This is a genomic window from Stenotrophomonas sp. 86156_Sma (assembly GCF_056481625.1).
The window spans coordinates 3,885,150-3,902,827 of sequence record NZ_CM151157.1; the positions used below are offsets into that span (position 1 = coordinate 3,885,150).

27 protein-coding genes and 1 tRNA gene are annotated in these 17,678 nt (G+C 65.1%); 21 read left to right on the plus strand and 7 right to left on the minus strand.

Translation table 11 applies throughout. The features are described from left to right. Nucleotides 1-8: 8 nt before the first annotated feature. Together ACZK33_RS17975 and ACZK33_RS17980 are read left to right on the plus strand one after the other, a co-directional pair. On the plus strand, nucleotides 9-608 hold the full coding sequence (locus tag ACZK33_RS17975; RefSeq protein ID WP_152906916.1) for a hypothetical protein: 600 nt from the start codon (nucleotides 9-11) through the stop codon (nucleotides 606-608). Nucleotides 609-783: 175 nt separating this feature from the next. Next, on the plus strand, nucleotides 784-1,194 hold the full coding sequence (locus ACZK33_RS17980) for an Lcl C-terminal domain-containing protein (RefSeq protein ID WP_478453679.1): 411 nt from the start codon (nucleotides 784-786) through the stop codon (nucleotides 1,192-1,194). Between the two features lie 85 nt (nucleotides 1,195-1,279). Here the strand turns inward: ACZK33_RS17980 and ACZK33_RS17985 are convergent, their stop codons facing one another. After that, a complete protein-coding gene (locus ACZK33_RS17985; protein WP_153856538.1) occupies nucleotides 1,280-1,762 on the minus strand; it encodes a hypothetical protein in 483 nt (160 codons plus the stop codon). Between the two features lie 91 nt (nucleotides 1,763-1,853). Between ACZK33_RS17985 and ACZK33_RS17990 the strand changes: the two genes are divergently transcribed. The 18 genes from ACZK33_RS17990 to ACZK33_RS18075 all read left to right on the plus strand — a co-directional run bounded on the left by ACZK33_RS17990 (nucleotide 1,854) and on the right by ACZK33_RS18075 (nucleotide 11,689). Further along, nucleotides 1,854-2,078 carry a hypothetical protein gene (locus ACZK33_RS17990; RefSeq protein ID WP_049400533.1) on the plus strand — a complete coding sequence of 75 codons (225 nt, stop codon included), beginning with the start codon at nucleotides 1,854-1,856 and terminating at the stop codon, nucleotides 2,076-2,078. Further along, on the plus strand, nucleotides 2,075-2,440 hold the full coding sequence (locus ACZK33_RS17995; RefSeq protein ID WP_049400534.1) for a hypothetical protein: 366 nt from the start codon (nucleotides 2,075-2,077) through the stop codon (nucleotides 2,438-2,440). Before ACZK33_RS17990 ends, ACZK33_RS17995 begins: the two co-directional genes overlap by 4 nt. After that, nucleotides 2,437-2,586: a hypothetical protein gene (locus ACZK33_RS18000; RefSeq protein ID WP_176698904.1), complete on the plus strand. Its 150-nt coding sequence runs from the start codon at nucleotides 2,437-2,439 to the stop codon at nucleotides 2,584-2,586. Before ACZK33_RS17995 ends, ACZK33_RS18000 begins: the two co-directional genes overlap by 4 nt. Before the next feature lie 2 nt (nucleotides 2,587-2,588). Next, nucleotides 2,589-2,909 carry a hypothetical protein gene (locus ACZK33_RS18005; RefSeq protein ID WP_049400535.1) on the plus strand — a complete coding sequence of 107 codons (321 nt, stop codon included), beginning with the start codon at nucleotides 2,589-2,591 and terminating at the stop codon, nucleotides 2,907-2,909. Between the two features lie 14 nt (nucleotides 2,910-2,923). Next, nucleotides 2,924-3,196: a hypothetical protein gene (locus tag ACZK33_RS18010; RefSeq protein WP_049400536.1), complete on the plus strand. Its 273-nt coding sequence runs from the start codon at nucleotides 2,924-2,926 to the stop codon at nucleotides 3,194-3,196. Beyond that, nucleotides 3,193-3,519, plus strand: coding sequence for a hypothetical protein (locus ACZK33_RS18015; protein ID WP_004152667.1), 327 nt, complete (start codon nucleotides 3,193-3,195; stop codon nucleotides 3,517-3,519). Before ACZK33_RS18010 ends, ACZK33_RS18015 begins: the two co-directional genes overlap by 4 nt. Continuing rightward, on the plus strand, nucleotides 3,516-3,755 hold the full coding sequence (locus ACZK33_RS18020; RefSeq protein WP_049400537.1) for a hypothetical protein: 240 nt from the start codon (nucleotides 3,516-3,518) through the stop codon (nucleotides 3,753-3,755). Before ACZK33_RS18015 ends, ACZK33_RS18020 begins: the two co-directional genes overlap by 4 nt. Next, nucleotides 3,752-4,141, plus strand: a complete 390-nt coding sequence (locus ACZK33_RS18025) for a hypothetical protein (protein WP_049400538.1) — start codon at nucleotides 3,752-3,754, stop codon at nucleotides 4,139-4,141. Before ACZK33_RS18020 ends, ACZK33_RS18025 begins: the two co-directional genes overlap by 4 nt. After that, nucleotides 4,138-4,869 carry a hypothetical protein gene (locus ACZK33_RS18030; RefSeq protein WP_049400539.1) on the plus strand — a complete coding sequence of 244 codons (732 nt, stop codon included), beginning with the start codon at nucleotides 4,138-4,140 and terminating at the stop codon, nucleotides 4,867-4,869. Before ACZK33_RS18025 ends, ACZK33_RS18030 begins: the two co-directional genes overlap by 4 nt. Before the next feature lie 39 nt (nucleotides 4,870-4,908). Next, nucleotides 4,909-5,457: an Lcl C-terminal domain-containing protein gene (locus ACZK33_RS18035; RefSeq protein WP_478453684.1), complete on the plus strand. Its 549-nt coding sequence runs from the start codon at nucleotides 4,909-4,911 to the stop codon at nucleotides 5,455-5,457. 32 nt (nucleotides 5,458-5,489) lie between these two features. Continuing rightward, on the plus strand, nucleotides 5,490-5,915 hold the full coding sequence (locus ACZK33_RS18040; RefSeq protein ID WP_478453686.1) for an Lcl C-terminal domain-containing protein: 426 nt from the start codon (nucleotides 5,490-5,492) through the stop codon (nucleotides 5,913-5,915). 26 nt (nucleotides 5,916-5,941) lie between these two features. Continuing rightward, on the plus strand, nucleotides 5,942-6,385 hold the full coding sequence (locus tag ACZK33_RS18045) for a four helix bundle protein (protein WP_049400542.1): 444 nt from the start codon (nucleotides 5,942-5,944) through the stop codon (nucleotides 6,383-6,385). After that, nucleotides 6,382-7,749 (plus strand): RNA-directed DNA polymerase, encoded by a 1,368-nt coding sequence (locus ACZK33_RS18050; RefSeq protein WP_049465572.1) that lies wholly within the window; start codon nucleotides 6,382-6,384, stop codon nucleotides 7,747-7,749. Before ACZK33_RS18045 ends, ACZK33_RS18050 begins: the two co-directional genes overlap by 4 nt. Continuing rightward, nucleotides 7,746-8,711 carry a phiTE_015 family protein gene (locus tag ACZK33_RS18055; RefSeq protein ID WP_080355134.1) on the plus strand — a complete coding sequence of 322 codons (966 nt, stop codon included), beginning with the start codon at nucleotides 7,746-7,748 and terminating at the stop codon, nucleotides 8,709-8,711. Before ACZK33_RS18050 ends, ACZK33_RS18055 begins: the two co-directional genes overlap by 4 nt. A gap of 265 nt (nucleotides 8,712-8,976) precedes the next feature. Further along, nucleotides 8,977-9,207, plus strand: a complete 231-nt coding sequence (locus ACZK33_RS18060; protein WP_204373570.1) for a hypothetical protein — start codon at nucleotides 8,977-8,979, stop codon at nucleotides 9,205-9,207. After that, nucleotides 9,200-9,562: a hypothetical protein gene (locus ACZK33_RS18065; protein WP_049400771.1), complete on the plus strand. Its 363-nt coding sequence runs from the start codon at nucleotides 9,200-9,202 to the stop codon at nucleotides 9,560-9,562. The genes ACZK33_RS18060 and ACZK33_RS18065 overlap by 8 nt, the downstream gene beginning before the upstream one ends. Next, nucleotides 9,559-10,323 (plus strand): hypothetical protein, encoded by a 765-nt coding sequence (locus tag ACZK33_RS18070; protein WP_049400772.1) that lies wholly within the window; start codon nucleotides 9,559-9,561, stop codon nucleotides 10,321-10,323. Before ACZK33_RS18065 ends, ACZK33_RS18070 begins: the two co-directional genes overlap by 4 nt. A gap of 211 nt (nucleotides 10,324-10,534) precedes the next feature. Next, nucleotides 10,535-11,689 carry a site-specific integrase gene (locus ACZK33_RS18075; protein WP_049400774.1) on the plus strand — a complete coding sequence of 385 codons (1,155 nt, stop codon included), beginning with the start codon at nucleotides 10,535-10,537 and terminating at the stop codon, nucleotides 11,687-11,689. 84 nt (nucleotides 11,690-11,773) lie between these two features. Here the strand turns inward: ACZK33_RS18075 and ACZK33_RS18080 are convergent. Next, nucleotides 11,774-11,849: transfer RNA gene (locus ACZK33_RS18080), tRNA-Lys, on the minus strand. Nucleotides 11,850-12,027: 178 nt separating this feature from the next. On the opposite strand from ACZK33_RS18080, the gene ACZK33_RS18085 reads away from it, so the two are divergent. Then, nucleotides 12,028-12,984, plus strand: coding sequence for a DUF2268 domain-containing putative Zn-dependent protease (locus ACZK33_RS18085; RefSeq protein WP_423174880.1), 957 nt, complete (start codon nucleotides 12,028-12,030; stop codon nucleotides 12,982-12,984). A gap of 52 nt (nucleotides 12,985-13,036) precedes the next feature. Here the strand turns inward: ACZK33_RS18085 and queC are convergent, their stop codons facing one another. From queC to tolB, 5 genes are all read right to left on the minus strand, one after another. Beyond that, nucleotides 13,037-13,702 (minus strand): 7-cyano-7-deazaguanine synthase QueC, encoded by a 666-nt coding sequence (gene queC / locus ACZK33_RS18090; protein ID WP_049422913.1) that lies wholly within the window; start codon nucleotides 13,700-13,702, stop codon nucleotides 13,037-13,039. A 78-nt stretch (nucleotides 13,703-13,780) separates the two neighbouring features. Then, nucleotides 13,781-14,482 (minus strand): 7-carboxy-7-deazaguanine synthase QueE, encoded by a 702-nt coding sequence (queE, locus tag ACZK33_RS18095; RefSeq protein WP_049463254.1) that lies wholly within the window; start codon nucleotides 14,480-14,482, stop codon nucleotides 13,781-13,783. Nucleotides 14,483-14,719: 237 nt separating this feature from the next. Further along, nucleotides 14,720-15,538, minus strand: coding sequence for a tol-pal system protein YbgF (gene ybgF / locus ACZK33_RS18100; RefSeq protein ID WP_010481611.1), 819 nt, complete (start codon nucleotides 15,536-15,538; stop codon nucleotides 14,720-14,722). Between the two features lie 3 nt (nucleotides 15,539-15,541). Continuing rightward, on the minus strand, nucleotides 15,542-16,060 hold the full coding sequence (gene pal / locus ACZK33_RS18105) for a peptidoglycan-associated lipoprotein Pal (protein WP_032128527.1): 519 nt from the start codon (nucleotides 16,058-16,060) through the stop codon (nucleotides 15,542-15,544). Between the two features lie 64 nt (nucleotides 16,061-16,124). After that, on the minus strand, nucleotides 16,125-17,444 hold the full coding sequence (tolB, locus tag ACZK33_RS18110; protein WP_032128528.1) for a Tol-Pal system beta propeller repeat protein TolB: 1,320 nt from the start codon (nucleotides 17,442-17,444) through the stop codon (nucleotides 16,125-16,127). Nucleotides 17,445-17,678 lie beyond the last annotated feature (234 nt).

Genomic DNA, 17,678 nt, shown 5'->3' on the forward strand with positions numbered 1-17,678 from the left:
AAGGCCCTGTGATCGAAACCATAGTAGTCATGCTGGTCGCCACTGCATTAGTGAGCGCCTACGTCTGGAAGTCGGGAAGCAATCAGGTACAGAGTCTCCAAAGTCGATTCTCCAAGGTGCCAGGGTTCACCGCATCGCATCTTCATGTGAGCGCAGACGGCAAAAGTGCCGTCGGCGTCGATGAGGCCAGGAAGATCTTCTGTTTCCTCAAGTGCAACGCAGGACGAACAGTTCACCGCTTGGTTCCCTATGCATCGGTCATCTCGGCAGACATCTATGAAGACGGCTCTGTCATTAGCTCAGCCTCGCGTTCAAGCCAAGCCTTAGGCGCCGCAGTTGGCGGCCTCGCTTTCGGCGTAGTTGGTGCAATTGCTGGCGCCGTGACCGGTAAGCGACGGGAGACTCCCACTGTAAACCGGATAGATCTCCGTGTAGTAGTTGATGATATGGCCACGCCCACGCACGACGTTTCCTTCCTCTGCCTGGACGTGCCGCGATCTGGCGCCTTGTACTCGGCTGTAAGCGAGAACGCCAGGCTCTGGCAGGCTCGCTTCGACGTTGCGATGAGGGTCGCAGAAGCTAAAGCCAGCCCAGAGCAGGCCCAATAGTAAATTTAATAAATCACCGCTTTACTTTTTCAATAAAGCCATGCTTTACTTCGCTTGCCGGCTGACCAGCCGGCGGGCGACCGGCGGGTCGCCACCCTGTCGGCCTCCCCCTGACCGGCAGCAGCCGCCCCTCGGCTGATGACCCGCCGGCGCCCTCCTTCCTACGGAGAGCGCCATGAACCAGACCGATCCTCGCTTCACCTACACGACTGACGACGCCGGCAACCGCCTGACCGTCATCGACTCGACCACTGGGCTGGAATTCACCGCCCGCTCGGTAACCGACGATCCGGTCACCCATGAGGGCGCCATTGACGCCTGTGCCAGCTGCCGCATCGGCGGACACAGCGACTGGGCCCTGACCAGTCGTCAGGAGCTGCTCTCCCTGGTCGATCTGAGCCGCTACAGCCCGGCCATCGACACCGACGCGTTCCCCGACTTCCCGTCCGACTGGTTTTGGACCGCCGACCTGTGCGCCTGGTCCTCGGCGTCCGCGTGGAGCGTCGATTTCTACCTCGGCGGCGTCAACGACCTCCTCCGCTCCAGCTACGGGTTCGCGTTGGCCGTGCGTCGTGCCGGTCAGTAATTGGACTTTTGCCCCTCGATAAGCACAGCAGCCATCGGAGCTGGAGTACGTCATGGCCGATCACGCTATTTGCAACCTGCCCGCATCAGTCACCCGGCTGATCCGCATTCCTCACTGGCTTCGCCGCGTGCTCGGCCTGTGCCGATTGGAGCTGCACGTAGAGCTGTCGAAGTGCGGGGCATCGAGCCTGGACGCGGCGGCCATCCTCGGCATAGGCCACGACCGTGGTCGGCTGCTTCATCGCTACTTCGCTCAGTGTGTGTGCGTACACCGGACCAATTGTTCGCTTCTTCCCTGGCCCAAGTTCCAAGGGGAAGCCAGGGTGACCATTCCGATCGTTCAGCACATCAGACAGCGGCTGAAGTTTGCGACCGCAGGCCAAGGCCACCTTTTCGATCGGAACGGCTATGCGCCCGGTATTTACCAGATCGACCCAGAGTTCGAGGCGGCCGTCCTTTGCCATCTTCACTGCGGGAACGACACGCCAGCGAATGGCGCCGCGACGGTACTGAATGACGGTGTTGAAAACGCTGAGTCCCGCACCGAACAGTGCGAGCGCAAACGTCACGTAAGACAGCCATCCAGCGGCAGCCATACCCATCCCCTTTGAGTTCCATGAGCGCAGAGCATATCGCCCTGCGCCGCCTCAGGAGCGCGCCATGTCTCATCGCTACGCCGATCCAAGCCCCTGCCTGCTGCCGCTGTTGGCCGTGAAGGCCCTGCGGGCCGTAGCAGCACGCGATCACAGCACCGCCCGAACCCTGTGGGTTCGCAGCAAGGGCGAACACAGCCGCAACCAGCTGCGCCGCTCCCGGCGCATGGGCGTTGCCAGCCTCCGACTGGAAGCCTGCTCGCGCGACATGTCTGCTGAGGTGCGGGCATGACGCGCTGCGCATTTGTGGGCGAACGGGAACAGGTGCACCTCGTGCAGATGGCCGGTTCTTGCACCCTGACGATCACATATGACCAGGGCGAGCGTCAGTTCTCGCTGGCCCTCCGCCGCAATGCGACCGCCCGACAGAAAGCGCGCGGCATTGATGGCGCCACATTGACCCAGCTTACCCTTCTACCGGACCGCCTGATGGGCATTCGGAGGGACAACCGCGGCCATCTACTGCTTAAAGCGGAGAGCACCATTTTCTGGGTGCCCGAGAAGGAAGCCGAGGGCCTCAACAAGTGGCTCAACCTGCTGAACCGCCTGCTCCTCGCATCTTCTCAGTCCAGCACCGACGGAGCGACGCAATGAGCCGCCGCCTCCGCATCGCCTGGCTGGCAGTTGCACTTCTGGCTGCCGTTGTCGTGCCGCTGCGCATCGCCGAGATCCACGGCGCCCACGCCGACCGCAATGCGGCCAAGGCCCGCTGGGCAACCAGCAGTTCGGTGAGGGGCTGACCATGCGCCAGACCTCCCGCCCGCTGCCTGCATCGGTTCCCTCCTGCGGCCACGGCCATCGCGCGCAGATCGTCACCACCAGCGGCGCACCCACCGGCCATCGCCTGGGGACGGCTTGCCCCGACCTGGTCCACATCGAGTGCCACCGCTGCGGCATCGCGACCCGACCGGTTCCCTGCGACCGTGCCGCGTTGGCCGAGCTGCGCTGGACCGACAGCACCTTGGCCCATTACCGCATTCCGATCTCCCACCTCGCCCGCCACCGCGGCGAAGTGCTGGCCGAACTCGCCTCAGCCGCCCCTGCCACCTCCATCGCAGCCTGACCAGGAGACACGCTATGGCCGCCGCACTCAAGCCGAAAGAACGCGCCGCGCTGCTGGCAGCGCATGCCGCTTCGGACCACGCACTGCACCGCACCCGCGCCGGATTCGCGCCCACGAACCGACCGGAGAAGGTCTTCACGCGCCGCGTCATGAACTGGCTGGATGAGCGCGTCCTAATCCGGTACGACGACCCGCAGCTGCCGCGCAAGGCGACCCTGACCGATCTCGGCCTCGCTGCCGCAGAGGCCGAGATCGCGAGGGCACGCGACCTGGCGCTCACAGCATGAGCGTGCAGCCCATCCTGCCAGTGGAGCAGCAATTCGCCACCGGCCACCAGGGCGAGTCGCTCGTGCTGATGGTGTGCCAAGGCTGGCTATGGGCCGGCCTCTACACCGCTGCGCCCCGCGAGTCGCTCCTGAAGGTCGCCGCCAGCGCCAGCCGGAGCGTGGGGGTATCGCACCACTCGCTCACCCTCGGCGGCGTCACGTTTTCCCTCAACCGACTTGCCGCACAGGCCGCGCGCCGCTGGCTCGACCGCCAGGGCGTGCGTGTTCGGTCGATCTCCCCCAACCACCGCGCTACGCGCAGCACGAAAGGAATCCACGCATGAGCCGTTCAGTTGTGATCTACGGGCCGCAACGCTGCGGCAAAACCACCAACGCGCAGGAGCTGCGCGAGCACTTCGGCATGAAGGACGTATTGGACGATTGGGATGGCCACACCGCGTATCCGCTCCACGACACGCTCGTCCTAACCAACAATGCAGATGCGATCGCGCACGTCACGTCGCGCGTTCTTCATCACGGATGCGCAATGCGCGAACTGCTGGCGGTGGCGCACGCATGAGCGAATCGCACCCGGCAACCGTCACAGAACCCGGCAGGCCCGGCAGTACCTACTCCGATGGCCCGGCATGGCACGCATTCGGCCTCAGTCGCGCGGCCTACCACGTCGTGCCGCGACGCACCCTGCAGTCGATGCCGGTCGAGTGGCAGGCACGCTTCGTAGCGCTGATGCAGGAGGCGCGTCAGACGCTGCCTGATGAGGCGTTCCCTGAGTACCAGGTGATTCGACTCAAGGACGGCAAGTACGCCAACGACCCCAACTGCCGGTACCGCCGCACGCCTCCGTTTCCCTGTCGCCCTGCCGACGAGGCGCATGCCGTCTGCAATGCACCGCTCGCCGGCGCCTTCGTCAACACCTTCACCCAATTCGATCAGGCCCGCCAATGACTGCGAACACCACGGCTCTGCCGACAAATTGCCCCGTCCTGCGCGACGCATTCGACACGATCAACGCGATCGCGGTCGAGGCCGTGTGGCTGCCAAACCAGGCGAAGGCCATCACTCTCGCCCAGGCCCAGAACGCGCTGCGTGATCTGCATCACCGCCTCCCGCGCTTGCAGGATCTGCGCGTGTTCGAAGCCCCCGTAGCCGCGTATGTCTCGACGCTGCGTAGCAGCCTGCAGGACGGCGACACGCCGCTCTGCGATACCACCCGTGCCCGGCTGGCGCAGGCGACCGAGCTGCTGGAGCTGGTCAGGAATCAGACCCGCACCATGATCGATCCAGCCGACCCGTGGCGCGGCCTGTACCACCCGAGTCGCCTCCCAGCGCGAAATGCCGACGGCGAGATTCTGTGTCACCCCGACGTGCCCGTGTGGGCTGACGGTCGCGAGGTATCGCTGCGGCCGCTGTTCCTTGCCCAGGGCTTCGACCTGGTCGTGGTCGAGGGAGAGCTTTCCGAAGAGAGCATCGGTTCTGGTGTCTACAACGCCGCACAGGAACTGCACGACTGGAACCCGGAGGCACCTGGAGAGGACTGGCGTCTGGCGTGGCTAGGCGAGACGGAAGACGGCCTCGCTGCGTGGTTCGTGCGGCCCCTGGCAATCGAAGCGCTGAACAAGCGCGAACTATCCACCCCCAAATCGGCATATCACACCAAGCACCACCCAGCCTGATAGCCGCACTTCAACGCGCCATCCATCAAGGAAAACCCAATGAACGCCATCACCATTCGCACCAAGGGTGAAGCGGAGATCTTCATCTCCAGCGAAACCCTCCGACCCGGTCATCTGATCGAGCTCGATGACGACCAGTCCATCAACCGGTATGCCACCGGCCACACGAAGCTATTCGCCGACGGCACCAGCGCTGCCGGCAGCGACCCGCGCACCGACCACGTCGCGGTGATCGACCACGCCACTGGCCTCATGTGGGCGGTCAAGTCCATCGGCGACAGCGATGGCGACCCGATGAGCCAAGCCGACTGCGAGAAGGCTTGCAGCGAGCTGCGACTGCTGGGCTACGACGACTGGGGCATGCCGACCCGCGCAGAACTTGCCGCCCTGGTTGATGACACCCGCCATGAGCCGGCCATCGATACCTCTCTGTTCCCCGGCGTGCTGCCCCGCTGGCACTGGACTAGCACGCCCTGCGCCTGGTCCTCGGCGTCCGCGTGGCTCGTCAGTTTCAGCAGCGGCCTCGTCGACAGCTACCACCGCCTCAGCAACGGGTTCGCGTTGGCCGTGCGTCGTGCCGGTCAGTAATTGGCCCTTTTGATCCTTTCCCTGGAGCAACCATGAACCCCATCAAGTTCAAGAAGATCGCCGCCGACGGTTCCGAGCTGCCGGACACTGCCACCGACCACGTCGCCGTGCTGCTGCCCGACTACGGCCTCACCTTCACCGCCACCAACATCGTGGACAGCGACGTTCCGCACGCCGAGTGCGAGACCGCCGCCCAGCGCCTGGACCTGCTCGGCCACACCGATTGGGATCTGCCGACCATCGAGGAACTGCAGCTGCTGATCGACCGCAGCCGCTACTCGCCGGCCATCAACACCGACTTCTTCCGCGATATCCAGAACGACTGGTACTGGTCGAAGACTCCGGCCGCCTGGTCCTCGGCGTCCGCGTGGCTCGTCGGTTTCTTCGACGGCGGCGTCGACTACGGCCACCGCTACAACCTCGGGTTCGCGTTGGCCGTGCGTCGTGCCGGTCAGTGATTTGATCTTCTGCTGAGGCTTCCCCGATGACCTCCCGATTCCAGCCCCCACCCATCATCAAGACCGCCGAACACATGGCTGTCGAGATCGAGAACGCCGTGCGCCGGTTCGCTCGCTACCATCGCTACCAGATCGGCAGTGACCTGCGCGCGCGTTCCCAGTTGGTGTTCATCAACGCCAACAACGCCTGGCGCGAGCGCGCTGAGCAGGCGCGATGGGTGGCGGTGCTGGTGCGGGATATCGATGCCCTCAAGCAGCTCCTGCAGATCGGCAAGAGGGTTGGCGCCTTCGCCAGCTTCCGCCAGTTTGAAATGCTTATCCGCCTGGCCGAAGAGCTGGGCATGCAGGCCGGCGGCTGGCGCCGCCGCCTTCGCGAAGTCTCCCATGCCCAGAATGCGCAAGCCGATGGCGTCGCGCAGCGTGGCAAGAAACTGAGTACCCGTACCGCCCTTGCGGGGGCCAACTCATGACGAAGCCGCGCTATCCGCATCCGGGCTGCGCGGCCTGGTCGCAAGTGTATGGGGAGGCGGCCGCCTGGTCCTCGGCGTCCGCGTGGAACGTCAATTTCAACAACGGCAACGTCAACAACAACCACCGCAACAACAACGGGTTCGCGTTGGCCGTGCGTCGTGCCGGTGAGTTTCAGGGAGAGGTAGGCCTGCAGGAGTTGTACCAGGCATGGCGGCGTGCGCGCCGCCAGAAGGTTCCGAGCTTCAACCAGCTGCGCTTCGATCACCGCTGGACCGACGGCCTACTGCAGCTGCAGCGGGAGCTGCTGGCCGGCCGCTGGGAGCCACGGCCCTCGACGTGCTTCGTGGCAACCCGCCCGAAAGCTCGCGAGATCCATGCGCCGGACTTCGCCGACCGCGTAGTGCACCACTGGCTGGTGCCGCAGCTGGAAGCGATGTGGGAGCCGACGTTCATCCACGACAGCTACGCCAACCGCAAGGGGCGCGGAAGCCATGCAGCCGTGCGCAGGGCTCAGCAGTTCGTGCGTCAGGTGCATAGCGGCCAGGGAGGCGGCTGGTATCTACAGCTGGACGTGGCCAACTTCTTCAACAGCATCCACCGGCCATCCCTTTGGCGGATGCTGCGCACCCGGCTGCGACGCCGTGGTGCACCGCTGATCGTCCAGCAGGCCACGCACGCGCTGCTGCGCCGCTCGCCGCTGCACGCGGGTGTCCAGTACCGGGCCACCGCCGCCGAGCAGGCACAGGTGCCGCCGCACAAGAAGCTCGCCAACGCCCCAGCCGGCCGCGGCCTTCCCATCGGCAACCTGTCCAGCCAGTTCTTCGCCAACGTCTACCTGGACGCGCTGGACCAGTTCGCCAAGCACGTCCTCAAGGCCAAGCGCTACCTGCGCTATGTCGATGACTTCGTGCTGTTCCACCACGACCGCGAGCAGCTGGCCGCTTGGCGAGACCAGATCGAGGCGTTCCTGAAGAACCATCTCGGCCTGCGCCTGAAGGCCGAGCAGAAGCTCTGTCGCCTCACGGACGGCCTGGACTTCCTAGGTTACGTGATCTACCCGACGCACACCTTGGCGCGCCGCCGCGTGGTTGGCCACCTGCACACAGCGCTGGCCGAGTGGGAAGGCATGCACGTTCAGGGCGACAAGCTGCGCGGCTTCCCAGCGGACTTCCGTGAGCTGTCCAACCGCATCGCCAGCTTTGCTGGCCATCTGCAGCACGCCAGAAGCCACCGACTGATGCGCCGTGTCCATACCCGATTCCCCTGGCTGCGCTCTGCAGCCCACCCGCGACGGTTCAGCCACAAGGCAGAACGGCGCATCCATTCGATCAAGTGGCACCAGCACAAGGAGCATCAGGCATGAGCAACGACAAGATAACCCTGGCGGACGCGCAGCCCGGTGGGAGGGTGGGGCTGGGGGATCAGGCCGAGCGGGCGCGGTTTGAGGCGTGGGCCGAAGGTGCTGGATATGCGCTGACGCGGGAGGATGGGCGGTATGAATTCGCCGCTACTCGGTGCGCATGGACTGCGTGGAGAGCTGCCGCAGAAAGCCGCCAGATTGGAGCGCATGAACCTGCGGCATGGGTTCCGCCGAACTTCTTCAATAAGGGTGTTGTCGCCGCCACGGCCCGACGCAATCCGCCATCTGAAACGGCGGTCGAGCTTCGCGGCGAGTATGTCCCGCTCTACCTCTCCGCCCAGCCCTCCCCGGGTGGTCAGGGAGGATTGAACTACGAGCGCATGTTCGTGGACGCCTGCGCCGCGCTGGCCGAGGTTTCGCGGGAGCTGGGCTGCGATCCGGAGCAGGGTGGCGCTGAGCCGATCCTTGCGGCCATCGCAGAGCTGCGAGAAGCACTCGCCGCCCGCCAGCCGGTGGGGGAGCAACGTGCAGCGCTGTGGATTCAGTTCGCCGAGAACGGAAACATCCGGTTCTGGACCAAGGACCAGGATCGCGCACTGGCAGAGTCGTTCCTGCACGCGCGTCCGCTGACCGCCTTCTACGCGTCACCGCAGCCGCCCGCGCAGGCCGTGGACCTGGCGCAGGAACCCATGTTCTACATCCAAGACACGCGGCAGTTCGTGGGGAACTGCCCGGTGTGGTGGGCGCCGAACGGGGCTGGCTACGTCACCAGGTTGGATGAAGCTGGCCGCTACACGGAGCAGGAAGCCGTCAAGCAGAACCGTACCCGCGATACGGATGTGCCGTGGCCTTGCGCGGAGATCGATGCAATCGCACGCCACACGGTCGACTTCCAGCACATGCGCCCTCGTGCTGAGCGCCTGGCCGAGCTGGACCTGATCGACAGCCCGGCGGTGCAATCGTGAAGGCCGCTCTGCGTGATGCGTCGTTCTACGCCTGCCCGAGTGGTCACGGGCACAACCCGCGCGCGCCCAAGTGGCACGCCATCGTGGACCGCCCCGGCAACAGGCGGGGGGCAGATCGCGGTCCCGCTTGCGGAATCCCCTTCCACACCGAAGAGACGGAGGTGGACGCCGGAACCATCGCTGCGCGTCAGCGGTGCCGGAAGCCGGGTTGCAAGGCTGCATTCGCGACATTCGACAGCCAGGCGGTGGGCAAATGAGCCGAGAGGTGACCGAGCGCGACCTGCGCCACCCGAAATACGCCGAGGGCGAGCCGTCTGACTACGAGTTCCGCGCGGACGGGAAGATCGTCCGAAAGGACCGCTGGGAAATGGCTATCCATTCCATTCGCTATCACCTCGGCGACTGCCGACGCGAGTTTGAAGTGGGCGACATCGTGGGAGCCGTCAAGGCAATGGTTGCGAGCTTCCCAGACCGAGAGGATGAAGCCCATGGCTGACCATACGACCACAGCCGCGCTGCCGGACGCCGAGCTGCAGATCCTCCGCCACGCCCTGGGCGTCGGCGAGGGCGGCCTGGAGCGCAGCTATCGGAACCACTTCGTCACCGGCGAGGGCGGAGCCGACCACCGGCACTGCATGGCGCTGGTCGAGCGTGGATTCATGGCCCGGCGCGCGGGCAATGCGATCACCGGTGGCGACGACCTGTTCACGGTCACCGCTGCCGGCCGCGCAGCGGTGCAGGAGCACACTCCGCCGCCGCCGAAACTGACTAGGTCCCAGCAGCGCTACCAACAGTTCCTGCGCTACGACGGTGGCGTGACGTTCGGCGAGTATCTGAGGGGCTGGCGATGAAGGCGATCACCATCAACACGGCGGCGCCCACGGCTGACCAGCCGCTCACCGCTGCACCGTGGGAAGGCCAACCTGTCATCGACCAGGACCTGGCATTCAAAATCGCCGACGGCATCGTTTCGCGGAGGCTCGCCAAGGGGTGGTCGCGTCAAACCATCCTATCCAGCATCGAGGCAGGCCCCACTCCATGCAGGCGTGCGTTCTACCTGATGCGCGGCGGCATCATCGCCGTCGCCCTCTTCCCGATGACGCAGTTGAGCGATATGACCGGTCGCGGAAACTGGTACTCAATCCGCGACTTGTTCCCGCCGCTTCCTGATCGCACTCATGCGGGTACTGAACATCTGCGGGCGTTCCAAGTCGGTGACAAGGTATGGGCTTGGTACAAAGACGAGCCCAGGGCTGATTACGGTCAACCCGATCAGCCGGGCGACGACACCAACTGGAGTCGTTGCTTTCCGCTGTTTACCGTCAAGAGCGTGACTGGCCCACACCTCGAATCGGGAAGGTTCGCGGGTCGGCCGCACTACCAGGTGCAGCTCAGGTATCGCGAAGGGCCGCCTGCCGGTCACTACGACGCGGGCTACCACGACGTTTGCCCGATCAAGGGGCGACCCTGGCAGATGCGCGGCGACGGAGACTACCTGCAGTTGGTGCAGCATGCACCGCCTGCGGCAAAGCCACGCCGTACTCCGGTAGCACCGGCGTCCGCCCCCAGCCCACCGCCGGCGCTGCCGGCCCAACTGGACCTGTTCGCATGATTGGAGAGGTTCTCCAGTTCCAGGATCTGCAAGAACTCTGCCGACCAGGTGAGCGCCCACGCCTGTCAACGGTAGAGGCGTGGGCTCGCGGGCAAGGGATTCGCTACAAGTACGACGGCAAAGGCGGCATCTGGACGACCGCCGCTGCCATGAACGCTGCGCTCGGACTGCAGCAGGCGTCCAACGACACATATGGGACTGACCTTTTCTGATGGCACCACGTCCGCGAAAGCATAATCCGTCCATCCCACCACACATCGACCAGGCGAAGATCCCAAAGGGCGTGTACTGGGATGCAACGGGCCGTGGCCGCTGGTACATTTTCGAAGCCGCGACTGGCATCGACGGCCCGCGAAAGGCTCGCAGAACGGTCGCCGGCCCCGAGGCCAAGCTTTCCGAGCTGCATGGCCTCATGGAATCTGGGGAGAACACCGGAACCGTTGAGTGGGTCTGCACTCAGTACCACGACAGCGCCAAGTTCAAAGGTCTCGCCGCCGGTACACGCGCCGACTACGAGTCAGCACGCAATGTCTTGGTGGGCTACCCCACGAACCTGGGCGTGCCCTTCGGCAAGCTCCAGGTGAACAAACTGCGCAATCACAATTTCCAGCGCCTTGTTGATCGGATTGAGTCCGCAGGGACACCCACCAAAGCAAACAAGGTGCTGCGGTACTCGCGGCTCGTGTTCCGCTGGGCATTGAATCGAGGCATCGTGAACCACAATCCCGCCCAAGGCCTGGAGCAGGCGAAGGAGCGGAAGCGGCAGCGACTGCCCACCGATGACGCATACATCAAGTTGCTGAACTTCGCACAAGAGCGAGCCCAGCGTGCAGCAAGAACTGAGGGCGCAGTTCCACCCTATCTCTGGATGATCATGGAGCTGGGATATCTCTGTCGCTTGCGCGGCATTGAGACCCTCACCCTGACTGAAGCGCAGGGCACGACCGAGGGGCTGCATACTAATCGCCGGAAGCGCAGTCGCGACAACCTGGTCGAGTGGACCCCTCGGCTGCGAAGCGCATGGGATGCTGCGATCGCTCGTCGTGAAGCCATTATCGGGCGCCACAGCTTGCCGGTGCAGCTACGGGCCGATCAGCGCCACCTGTTCCTTGCAGAGCACGGTGAGCCCCTGCAGAAGACCAGCTTGGACAGCACCTGGCAGCGCTTCATCCAGCTCGCAATCAGCTCCGGGGTCATCGTGGCCGAGGAACGCTTCAGCCTGCACGACCTCAAGCGAAAGGGTGGCACGGACACTGCCGGCAACCGCGCCGAGAGACAGGATGCCTTGGGCGTCACCGACGCGATGATGAAGGTCTACGACAAGAGCGTGCCACGCGTGAAGCCTTCCACGATGAAGGATCGTTGAGGAAAACCGCAGGGTGTTTTACGGAGGGAATTACGGAGGCGATGAAAAAAGCGCCACTAGGGCGCTTTAAGTCATTGATCGCATTGGTGGGCCGTGAAGGATTCGAACCTTCGACCAAAAGATTAAAAGTCTTCTGCTCTACCGACTGAGCTAACGGCCCATTGCACTGCCCCAGCCTTTCGGCGGGGTGGGCATTCTACCCTACTTTGCCGGGCCGGGTGAAACCCTGGTGCATGAGGTTGCCGGCCAGCGGCCGGCACTACCCCGATCTGGGCCGCCGGCTTAAACCTTCCGGGCCTCCGTCGCATCCCATCTGTGATCCTTCCCCGGAGCCACGGATGCGCCTGCCCTTCTGCCTCATTGCCGCCCTGCTGGTGCCCTGCGCAGCACTGGCCGCCCCGCCCCAGGTCGTCACTGATGATATCGGCCGCTTCTGGGCTACCTATGACGCCGTGCGCACCGAGCCCGACGTTGAACGCCAGGTCGCACTGGTCCAGGAGCGCTACATCGATCCGGGCAGCCCCGGTCTGCACGCGCTGATGCAGGTGCGCAACTACACCGCCCGCGAATACGCCACGGCCATGCGTACGTGGCCGCGCTTCTGGACGTCGGTACGGCCATTGACCACCAACGCGCAGCAGGCCAGCGCCACACTGGAACGGGACCTGACCGCCTTCCGTACGCTCTACCCCGCCCTGCGCCCCGCCACCATCACCTATGCGGTCGGAGTTCTGCGTACCGGCGGCACGACGCTGGGTGACAAGGTGCTGATCGGAGCGGAGATGGCGCTGGGCGATGAGCGCGTGGACGTGAGCGAGCTGCCGGAGCCGATGCGCAGCCGCCTGCGGATCTTCTACGACAGCCGCCCGGGGGCGAACAACGCGCAGAACAACCTGCACGAGTACGTACATACCCAGCAGCGCGAGACCACCGACAGCCTGGCCCAGTACGCGGTGCGCGAGGGTGTGGCCGAGTATGTAGCGGAGCGCATCAGTGGGCGCCGGCCGGCATTACCCTTCTACGACTACGGCGCAACACACGAAGCGGAAATCCGCACGCGCTTCATTGCTGAGATGAACGGGGAAAATCTCGACAACTGGCTCTACAACAGCGCCCGCAATCCGTTCGGGGTGAGTGATGTGGGGTACTACGCCGGGTATCGCATCGCGCAGGGGTACATGCGGCAGCAGGCCGATGAGAAGGCGGCGATCGCACGGATGATCGAACTGGACTATGCCGATCCGGAGGCGGTGCGGGCGTTTATTGACGCGTCGGGGTGGTTGCGGCAGCGGTAGGCAAAGGAGTGCGAACCAACGGTTCGCACCCACCGAGAGAGTGATTGCGCGGTCAGGCGTACAGCGTCGGGTCGGCTACGCCGGCCTCGGTGAAGCCCTGCGCGCGCAGGCGGCAGGCATCGCAGTGGCCGCAGGCGGCGCCGTTGGCGTCGGCGTTGTAGCAGGACACGGTCAGGCCGAAGTCCACGCCCAGGCGCACACCTTCGCTGACGATCTGGCCCTTGCTGAGGAACTGCAGCGGTGCGTGCACCTTGATGCCCGCGCCTTCCACGCCCGACTTGGTGGCCAGGTTGGCCAGCGCCTGGAACGCGGCCACGAATTCGGGACGGCAGTCCGGGTAGCCGGAGTAGTCCACGGCGTTGACGCCGCAGAAGATGTCGTTGGCGCCGAGCACTTCGGCCCAGCCCAACGCCAGCGACAGCATGATGGTGTTGCGCGCCGGCACGTAGGTGACCGGAATGCCGGCACCGCCGGCCTCGGGCACGTCGATGTCGTCGGTCAGCGCCGAGCCGCCGATGCTGCGCAGGTCCACGTCCACGGTCTTGTGCGCGATAACGCCCTGGGCCTTGGCCACGCGGGCGGCAGCATCCAGTTCGGAAGTATGGCGCTGGCCGTAGCGCACGCTCAGGGCATGCACGGCGAAGCCCTGTTCCTGGGCCATGGCGATGACGGCGGCTGAATCCATGCCGCCGGAGAGAAGCACGACTGCCTTCTTCATGGGTAAAACATCCGGTTGGGAGGGGAAAGCCAGCACGCTGTCCCGCGCCGGAGCTACATCAGGGAACGCTGCCTGGGCTCATCGGCCCGGCTCATCGTTCCACAGGATTTTATGCAACTGCATCTGGAAGCGCACCGGCAGCCGGTCCTCGACGATCCAGTCGGCCAGCTGGCGCGCGGTGATCTCACCCTTGCTCGGCGAGAAGAACACGGTGCAACGCTTCACCAGATCGTGCTCGGCCAACAGGGACTTGGCCCAGTCGTAATCCTCGCGGCTGCAGATGACGAACTTGATCTGGTCGCGGGCGGTCAGCAACGGCAGGTTGTCCCAGCGGTTGCGCGCCACTTCGGCCGAACCCGGGGTCTTGATGTCGACCACGCGCGATACCCGGGGGTCCACGGCGCTGACGTCCAGCGCACCGGAGGTTTCCAGCGAGACATCCATGCCGGCGTCGCACAGCTTCTGCAGCAGTACCAGGCAGCGCTTCTGTGCCAGCGGCTCGCCACCGGTCACGCAGACGTGGCGCACGCCCTGGGCCAGTACCTCGGCCACGATGTCGTCGATGTCCCACCAGGTGCCGCCATGGAAGGCATAGGCGGTGTCGCAGTACTGGCAACGCAGCGGGCAGCCGGTCAGGCGCACGAACACGGTCGGCCAGCCGGCGGTATCGGCTTCGCCCTGCAGCGAGGTGAAGATCTCGGTGATCTTCAGGCGTGGCAGGGGCGACTGCACGATCTCACTGGGCGTGGCGGCGGCGCTGGACGAGGTAACGGCGGTCATGGCGGGGACTTCTTGGTGGGACACGTGGCGGGTGGGCTACCGTGGCCGGTAACGAAAGCAGCCGAGCATGGCTCGGCTCTACAACTGAAGCCGGTCGGGTGTGGCCCAGCCGGTAATGCAAGCCGCCGGGCATGGCCCGGCGCTACCGGATCCGGGCGGGTTTGCCGGTCCGGAAACGAAAGCAGCCGAGCGTGGGCTCGGCTCTACAGGACACGTATTGTACGCCCGGTCAGCGGATCAGCGGATCTGCTTGCCGAGGCGGATCGACTGCAGGCGGTCCTGCGCGGTGCGCGCGGCGTCCGAGCCAGGGTACTGCGCCACGACGGTCTCCAGCGTCTGCTGGGCCTGGTCGACCTTGCCCTCGCCATACTGCGAGAGGCCGACCTTGAGCAGGCCGCCAGCGGCCTTGTCGTGGGTCGGATAGCGCGAGAGCAGTTCACGGAACTGGGTCTCCGCCATCGGGAAATTGCGTGTGGCGTAGTAGCTCTCGCCCAGCCAGTACAGCGCGTTCGGCGCGTAGACGCCGTTCGGGTACAGCTGCAGGAAGCTCAGGAACAGCTGCGCCGAATCATCGTACTTGCCGGCCTTCAGCGAATCGAAGGCGACGTTGTAGGAGGTGCGCTCGTCGCCGGTGGCGGCAAGGCTGCCGGCATCACCATGGACGGAAGGCGGCCGCTCGGAAGTGGCCGCCGCTGCGGGTTTTGCCGGGGCCGGGGCGGCCTTCGGCGCGCTCGCCGGAACGGGCGGCAGGGCCGGGGCGGCATTGCCCCCTTCCAACCGGTTCAGGCGGCTGTCCAGATCCAGGTACTGGTCCTGGGCGGACTGCTTGAGCTGGGCGTTGTCGTGCTGCAACTGCTCGATCGAGGCCTGCAGGCTGGTGACCTGCTGCCGCAGCTGATTGATCTGGTTCAACAGGTCCTGGTTGGCACTGTTGTTGTACATCTGCTGCTCGATCGCGCCAACGCGGTCGGCCAGGCTCTGTCGCTGTGCATGCGCCGGTGCGGCAGCCACGAGGGCTGCCGCAACGACCAGCATCAGTTTGATGCCAATACGCATGGATTACTGCGCGGTGTAGACGATTTCGACGCGACGGTTCTGCGACCAGCAGGACTCGTTCGACTCGGTGCAGACCGGACGCTCTTCACCGTAGGACACGACGGTCAGCTGCGAAGCCGAGCCACCGTTGGCCTGCAGGGCCGAGTTGACGCCGTTGCCACGACGCTCGCCCAGGGCCTGGTTGTACGCGCGCGAACCGCGCTCGTCGGTGTGGCCCTGCAGGGTGATGCGCGAGGACGGACGGTCACGCAGGTACTTGGCGTGGCACGCCATGATGGCCTGGAATTCCGGCTTCACGTCTTCCTTGTCCAGGTCGAAGTAGACAACGCGCTGGCGCAGGCAAGCGTCGGTGTCCAGGTCGCCCGGGCCGTACAGGCCGGAGGTCGACGGAGCGGTCGGGGTGGTGGTCGAGGTGCCGGTGTCAACCGGGGCTGCCGGCTCTTCCTTCACCTTCTTCGAGCAACCGGCCAGGACGGCCACAGACAGCAGGGAAACAAGCAGAACGCGGGTGGACTTGTTCATGGCGATACCTTTGTGGCTCCTAGGCCGATGAGGGGTTCAAGACAGCGAAAATATTAACACTCTTTTAGCGCTGGGTACGGTATGGGGACCATGCCGGTTCGCGCACATCTCCGTCAGCCAGAACCAACCGCTGGCGCACGCGCGCATCGGCAGAAACGGCGTACAGCACACCACGGCCACCCTCGCGGGCGGCGTACAACACCATGCTTGCGTTGGGCGCAAAGCTCGGAGATTCATCCAGCGAACCCGGGGACAGCGTGCTCCAGCGGGGCGAACCCAGCGAGCTGTCCATCATCGCGATCTTGTAGCTGTTGCCCGAGCCCTGGGCGACGGCGATCTTCTTGCCATCGTAGGACACCGAGGGCTTGGCATTGTAGTTGCCCTGGAAGGTCACGCGCTCGGCGCTGCCGCCGCCCGCACCGACCTTGTAGACCTGCGGACGGCCGCCGCGGTCGGAGGTGAAGTACACCGCGCTGCCGTCCGGTGCCCAGGTCGGCTCGGTATCGATGGCGAAGTGGTTCGTCAGCTGGGTCAGCTGCTTGCTGCCCAGGTCCATCACGTAGATTTCCGGGTTACCCGAACGCGACAGGGTCAGGGCCAGCTTGCGGCCGTCCGGCGAGAACGCCGGGGCGCTGTTGATGCCGCGGAAGCTGGTGACCAGCTCACGCGCACCGGTGCCGATGTTCTGGATGTAGATGGCCGAATTGCCACGCTCGAAGCTGACGTAAGCCAGCTTGCTGCCATCCGGGCTCCACGACGGCGACAGCAGCGGCTCGGCCGAACGCACGATGGTCTGCGGGTTGTAGCCATCGGAGTCGGCCACCATCAGCGCGTAGCGCATGGCGTCGCCCTTGCCGCTGGCGGTCACGTAGGCGATGCGGGTCCAGAAGGCGCCGCGCACACCGGTGATCTTCTCGTAGATGGCGTCGGCCATCTGGTGGGCGACGTCACGCATGGCGTTGCCACGGGCGGTCATCGCCAGGCCCAGCAGGCGCTCGCCCTTCGGTACGTCGAACAGTTCGTACTCGACACGGTAGGCGCCGGCACCGGCGTCGAGCACGCGGCCGACCACGATGTAGTTCTGCTTCAGCGCGCGCCAGGTGGCGAACTGGATGTCGCCGCCCCGCACGGGCTTTTCGACGATCTGTGCTTCCGGCAGCGTGCGGAACTGGCCCGAACGCTCGAGGTCGGCGCGGACCACGCCGGCGACGTCGGTCTGCGGTGCAGCCGCCGAACCCTGGTAGGGCATCGGCACGATGGTGATCGGCAGCGCGGAGGCATTGCCGCCGATGATGTCGATATCCAGCCCCTTCTGCTGCGCGACGGCAGCAAAGGGCAGCAACAGGGCCGCAAACACGGCAAGCCAGCGAGGCATCTTTTTCATGGAGCGCTCAATAGGGGGAAACCGGAACGAGGGATAACAAAGCGGGAGTGAACCGCTTCGCAATCATGAACCAAGGGTACGTGAATTCCGGGTCAGTTCCAGCCCGTCCTCTCACGCACCGTTAACGTCGTGGCTAACATCGCACCGCCTGCCCCGGCCACACCGCCCCGCAGGGTGGTATTCCACAGCAGCCCCCAGCCTGCCCGGCTGAAACCGGGCCCGCTAGAGGCAAGC

Excerpts from the sequence above, each read along its gene's own strand:
- ACZK33_RS18050 (WP_049465572.1), top strand. The coding sequence starts at position 6,382 with ATGACGAAGCCGCGCTATCCGCATCCGGGCTGCGCGGCCTGGTCGCAA.
- ACZK33_RS18085 (WP_423174880.1), top strand. The coding sequence starts at position 12,028 with ATGCGCCTGCCCTTCTGCCTCATTGCCGCCCTGCTGGTGCCCTGCGCA.
- ACZK33_RS18030 (WP_049400539.1), top strand. The coding sequence starts at position 4,138 with ATGACTGCGAACACCACGGCTCTGCCGACAAATTGCCCCGTCCTGCGC.
- ACZK33_RS18010 (WP_049400536.1), top strand. The coding sequence starts at position 2,924 with ATGGCCGCCGCACTCAAGCCGAAAGAACGCGCCGCGCTGCTGGCAGCG.
- ACZK33_RS18020 (WP_049400537.1), top strand. The coding sequence starts at position 3,516 with ATGAGCCGTTCAGTTGTGATCTACGGGCCGCAACGCTGCGGCAAAACC.
- ACZK33_RS18055 (WP_080355134.1), top strand. The coding sequence starts at position 7,746 with ATGAGCAACGACAAGATAACCCTGGCGGACGCGCAGCCCGGTGGGAGG.
- ybgF (WP_010481611.1), bottom strand. The coding sequence starts at position 15,538 with ATGCGTATTGGCATCAAACTGATGCTGGTCGTTGCGGCAGCCCTCGTG.
- queC (WP_049422913.1), bottom strand. The coding sequence starts at position 13,702 with ATGAAGAAGGCAGTCGTGCTTCTCTCCGGCGGCATGGATTCAGCCGCC.
- ACZK33_RS17980 (WP_478453679.1), top strand. The coding sequence starts at position 784 with ATGAACCAGACCGATCCTCGCTTCACCTACACGACTGACGACGCCGGC.
- tolB (WP_032128528.1), bottom strand. The coding sequence starts at position 17,444 with ATGAAAAAGATGCCTCGCTGGCTTGCCGTGTTTGCGGCCCTGTTGCTG.
- queE (WP_049463254.1), bottom strand. The coding sequence starts at position 14,482 with ATGACCGCCGTTACCTCGTCCAGCGCCGCCGCCACGCCCAGTGAGATC.
- ACZK33_RS18045 (WP_049400542.1), top strand. The coding sequence starts at position 5,942 with ATGACCTCCCGATTCCAGCCCCCACCCATCATCAAGACCGCCGAACAC.
- ACZK33_RS17995 (WP_049400534.1), top strand. The coding sequence starts at position 2,075 with ATGACGCGCTGCGCATTTGTGGGCGAACGGGAACAGGTGCACCTCGTG.
- ACZK33_RS18015 (WP_004152667.1), top strand. The coding sequence starts at position 3,193 with ATGAGCGTGCAGCCCATCCTGCCAGTGGAGCAGCAATTCGCCACCGGC.
- ACZK33_RS18000 (WP_176698904.1), top strand. The coding sequence starts at position 2,437 with ATGAGCCGCCGCCTCCGCATCGCCTGGCTGGCAGTTGCACTTCTGGCT.
- pal (WP_032128527.1), bottom strand. The coding sequence starts at position 16,060 with ATGAACAAGTCCACCCGCGTTCTGCTTGTTTCCCTGCTGTCTGTGGCC.
- ACZK33_RS17990 (WP_049400533.1), top strand. The coding sequence starts at position 1,854 with ATGTCTCATCGCTACGCCGATCCAAGCCCCTGCCTGCTGCCGCTGTTG.
- ACZK33_RS18040 (WP_478453686.1), top strand. The coding sequence starts at position 5,490 with ATGAACCCCATCAAGTTCAAGAAGATCGCCGCCGACGGTTCCGAGCTG.
- ACZK33_RS18005 (WP_049400535.1), top strand. The coding sequence starts at position 2,589 with ATGCGCCAGACCTCCCGCCCGCTGCCTGCATCGGTTCCCTCCTGCGGC.
- ACZK33_RS18035 (WP_478453684.1), top strand. The coding sequence starts at position 4,909 with ATGAACGCCATCACCATTCGCACCAAGGGTGAAGCGGAGATCTTCATC.
- ACZK33_RS18070 (WP_049400772.1), top strand. The coding sequence starts at position 9,559 with ATGAAGGCGATCACCATCAACACGGCGGCGCCCACGGCTGACCAGCCG.
- ACZK33_RS18065 (WP_049400771.1), top strand. The coding sequence starts at position 9,200 with ATGGCTGACCATACGACCACAGCCGCGCTGCCGGACGCCGAGCTGCAG.
- ACZK33_RS18025 (WP_049400538.1), top strand. The coding sequence starts at position 3,752 with ATGAGCGAATCGCACCCGGCAACCGTCACAGAACCCGGCAGGCCCGGC.
- ACZK33_RS18075 (WP_049400774.1), top strand. The coding sequence starts at position 10,535 with ATGGCACCACGTCCGCGAAAGCATAATCCGTCCATCCCACCACACATC.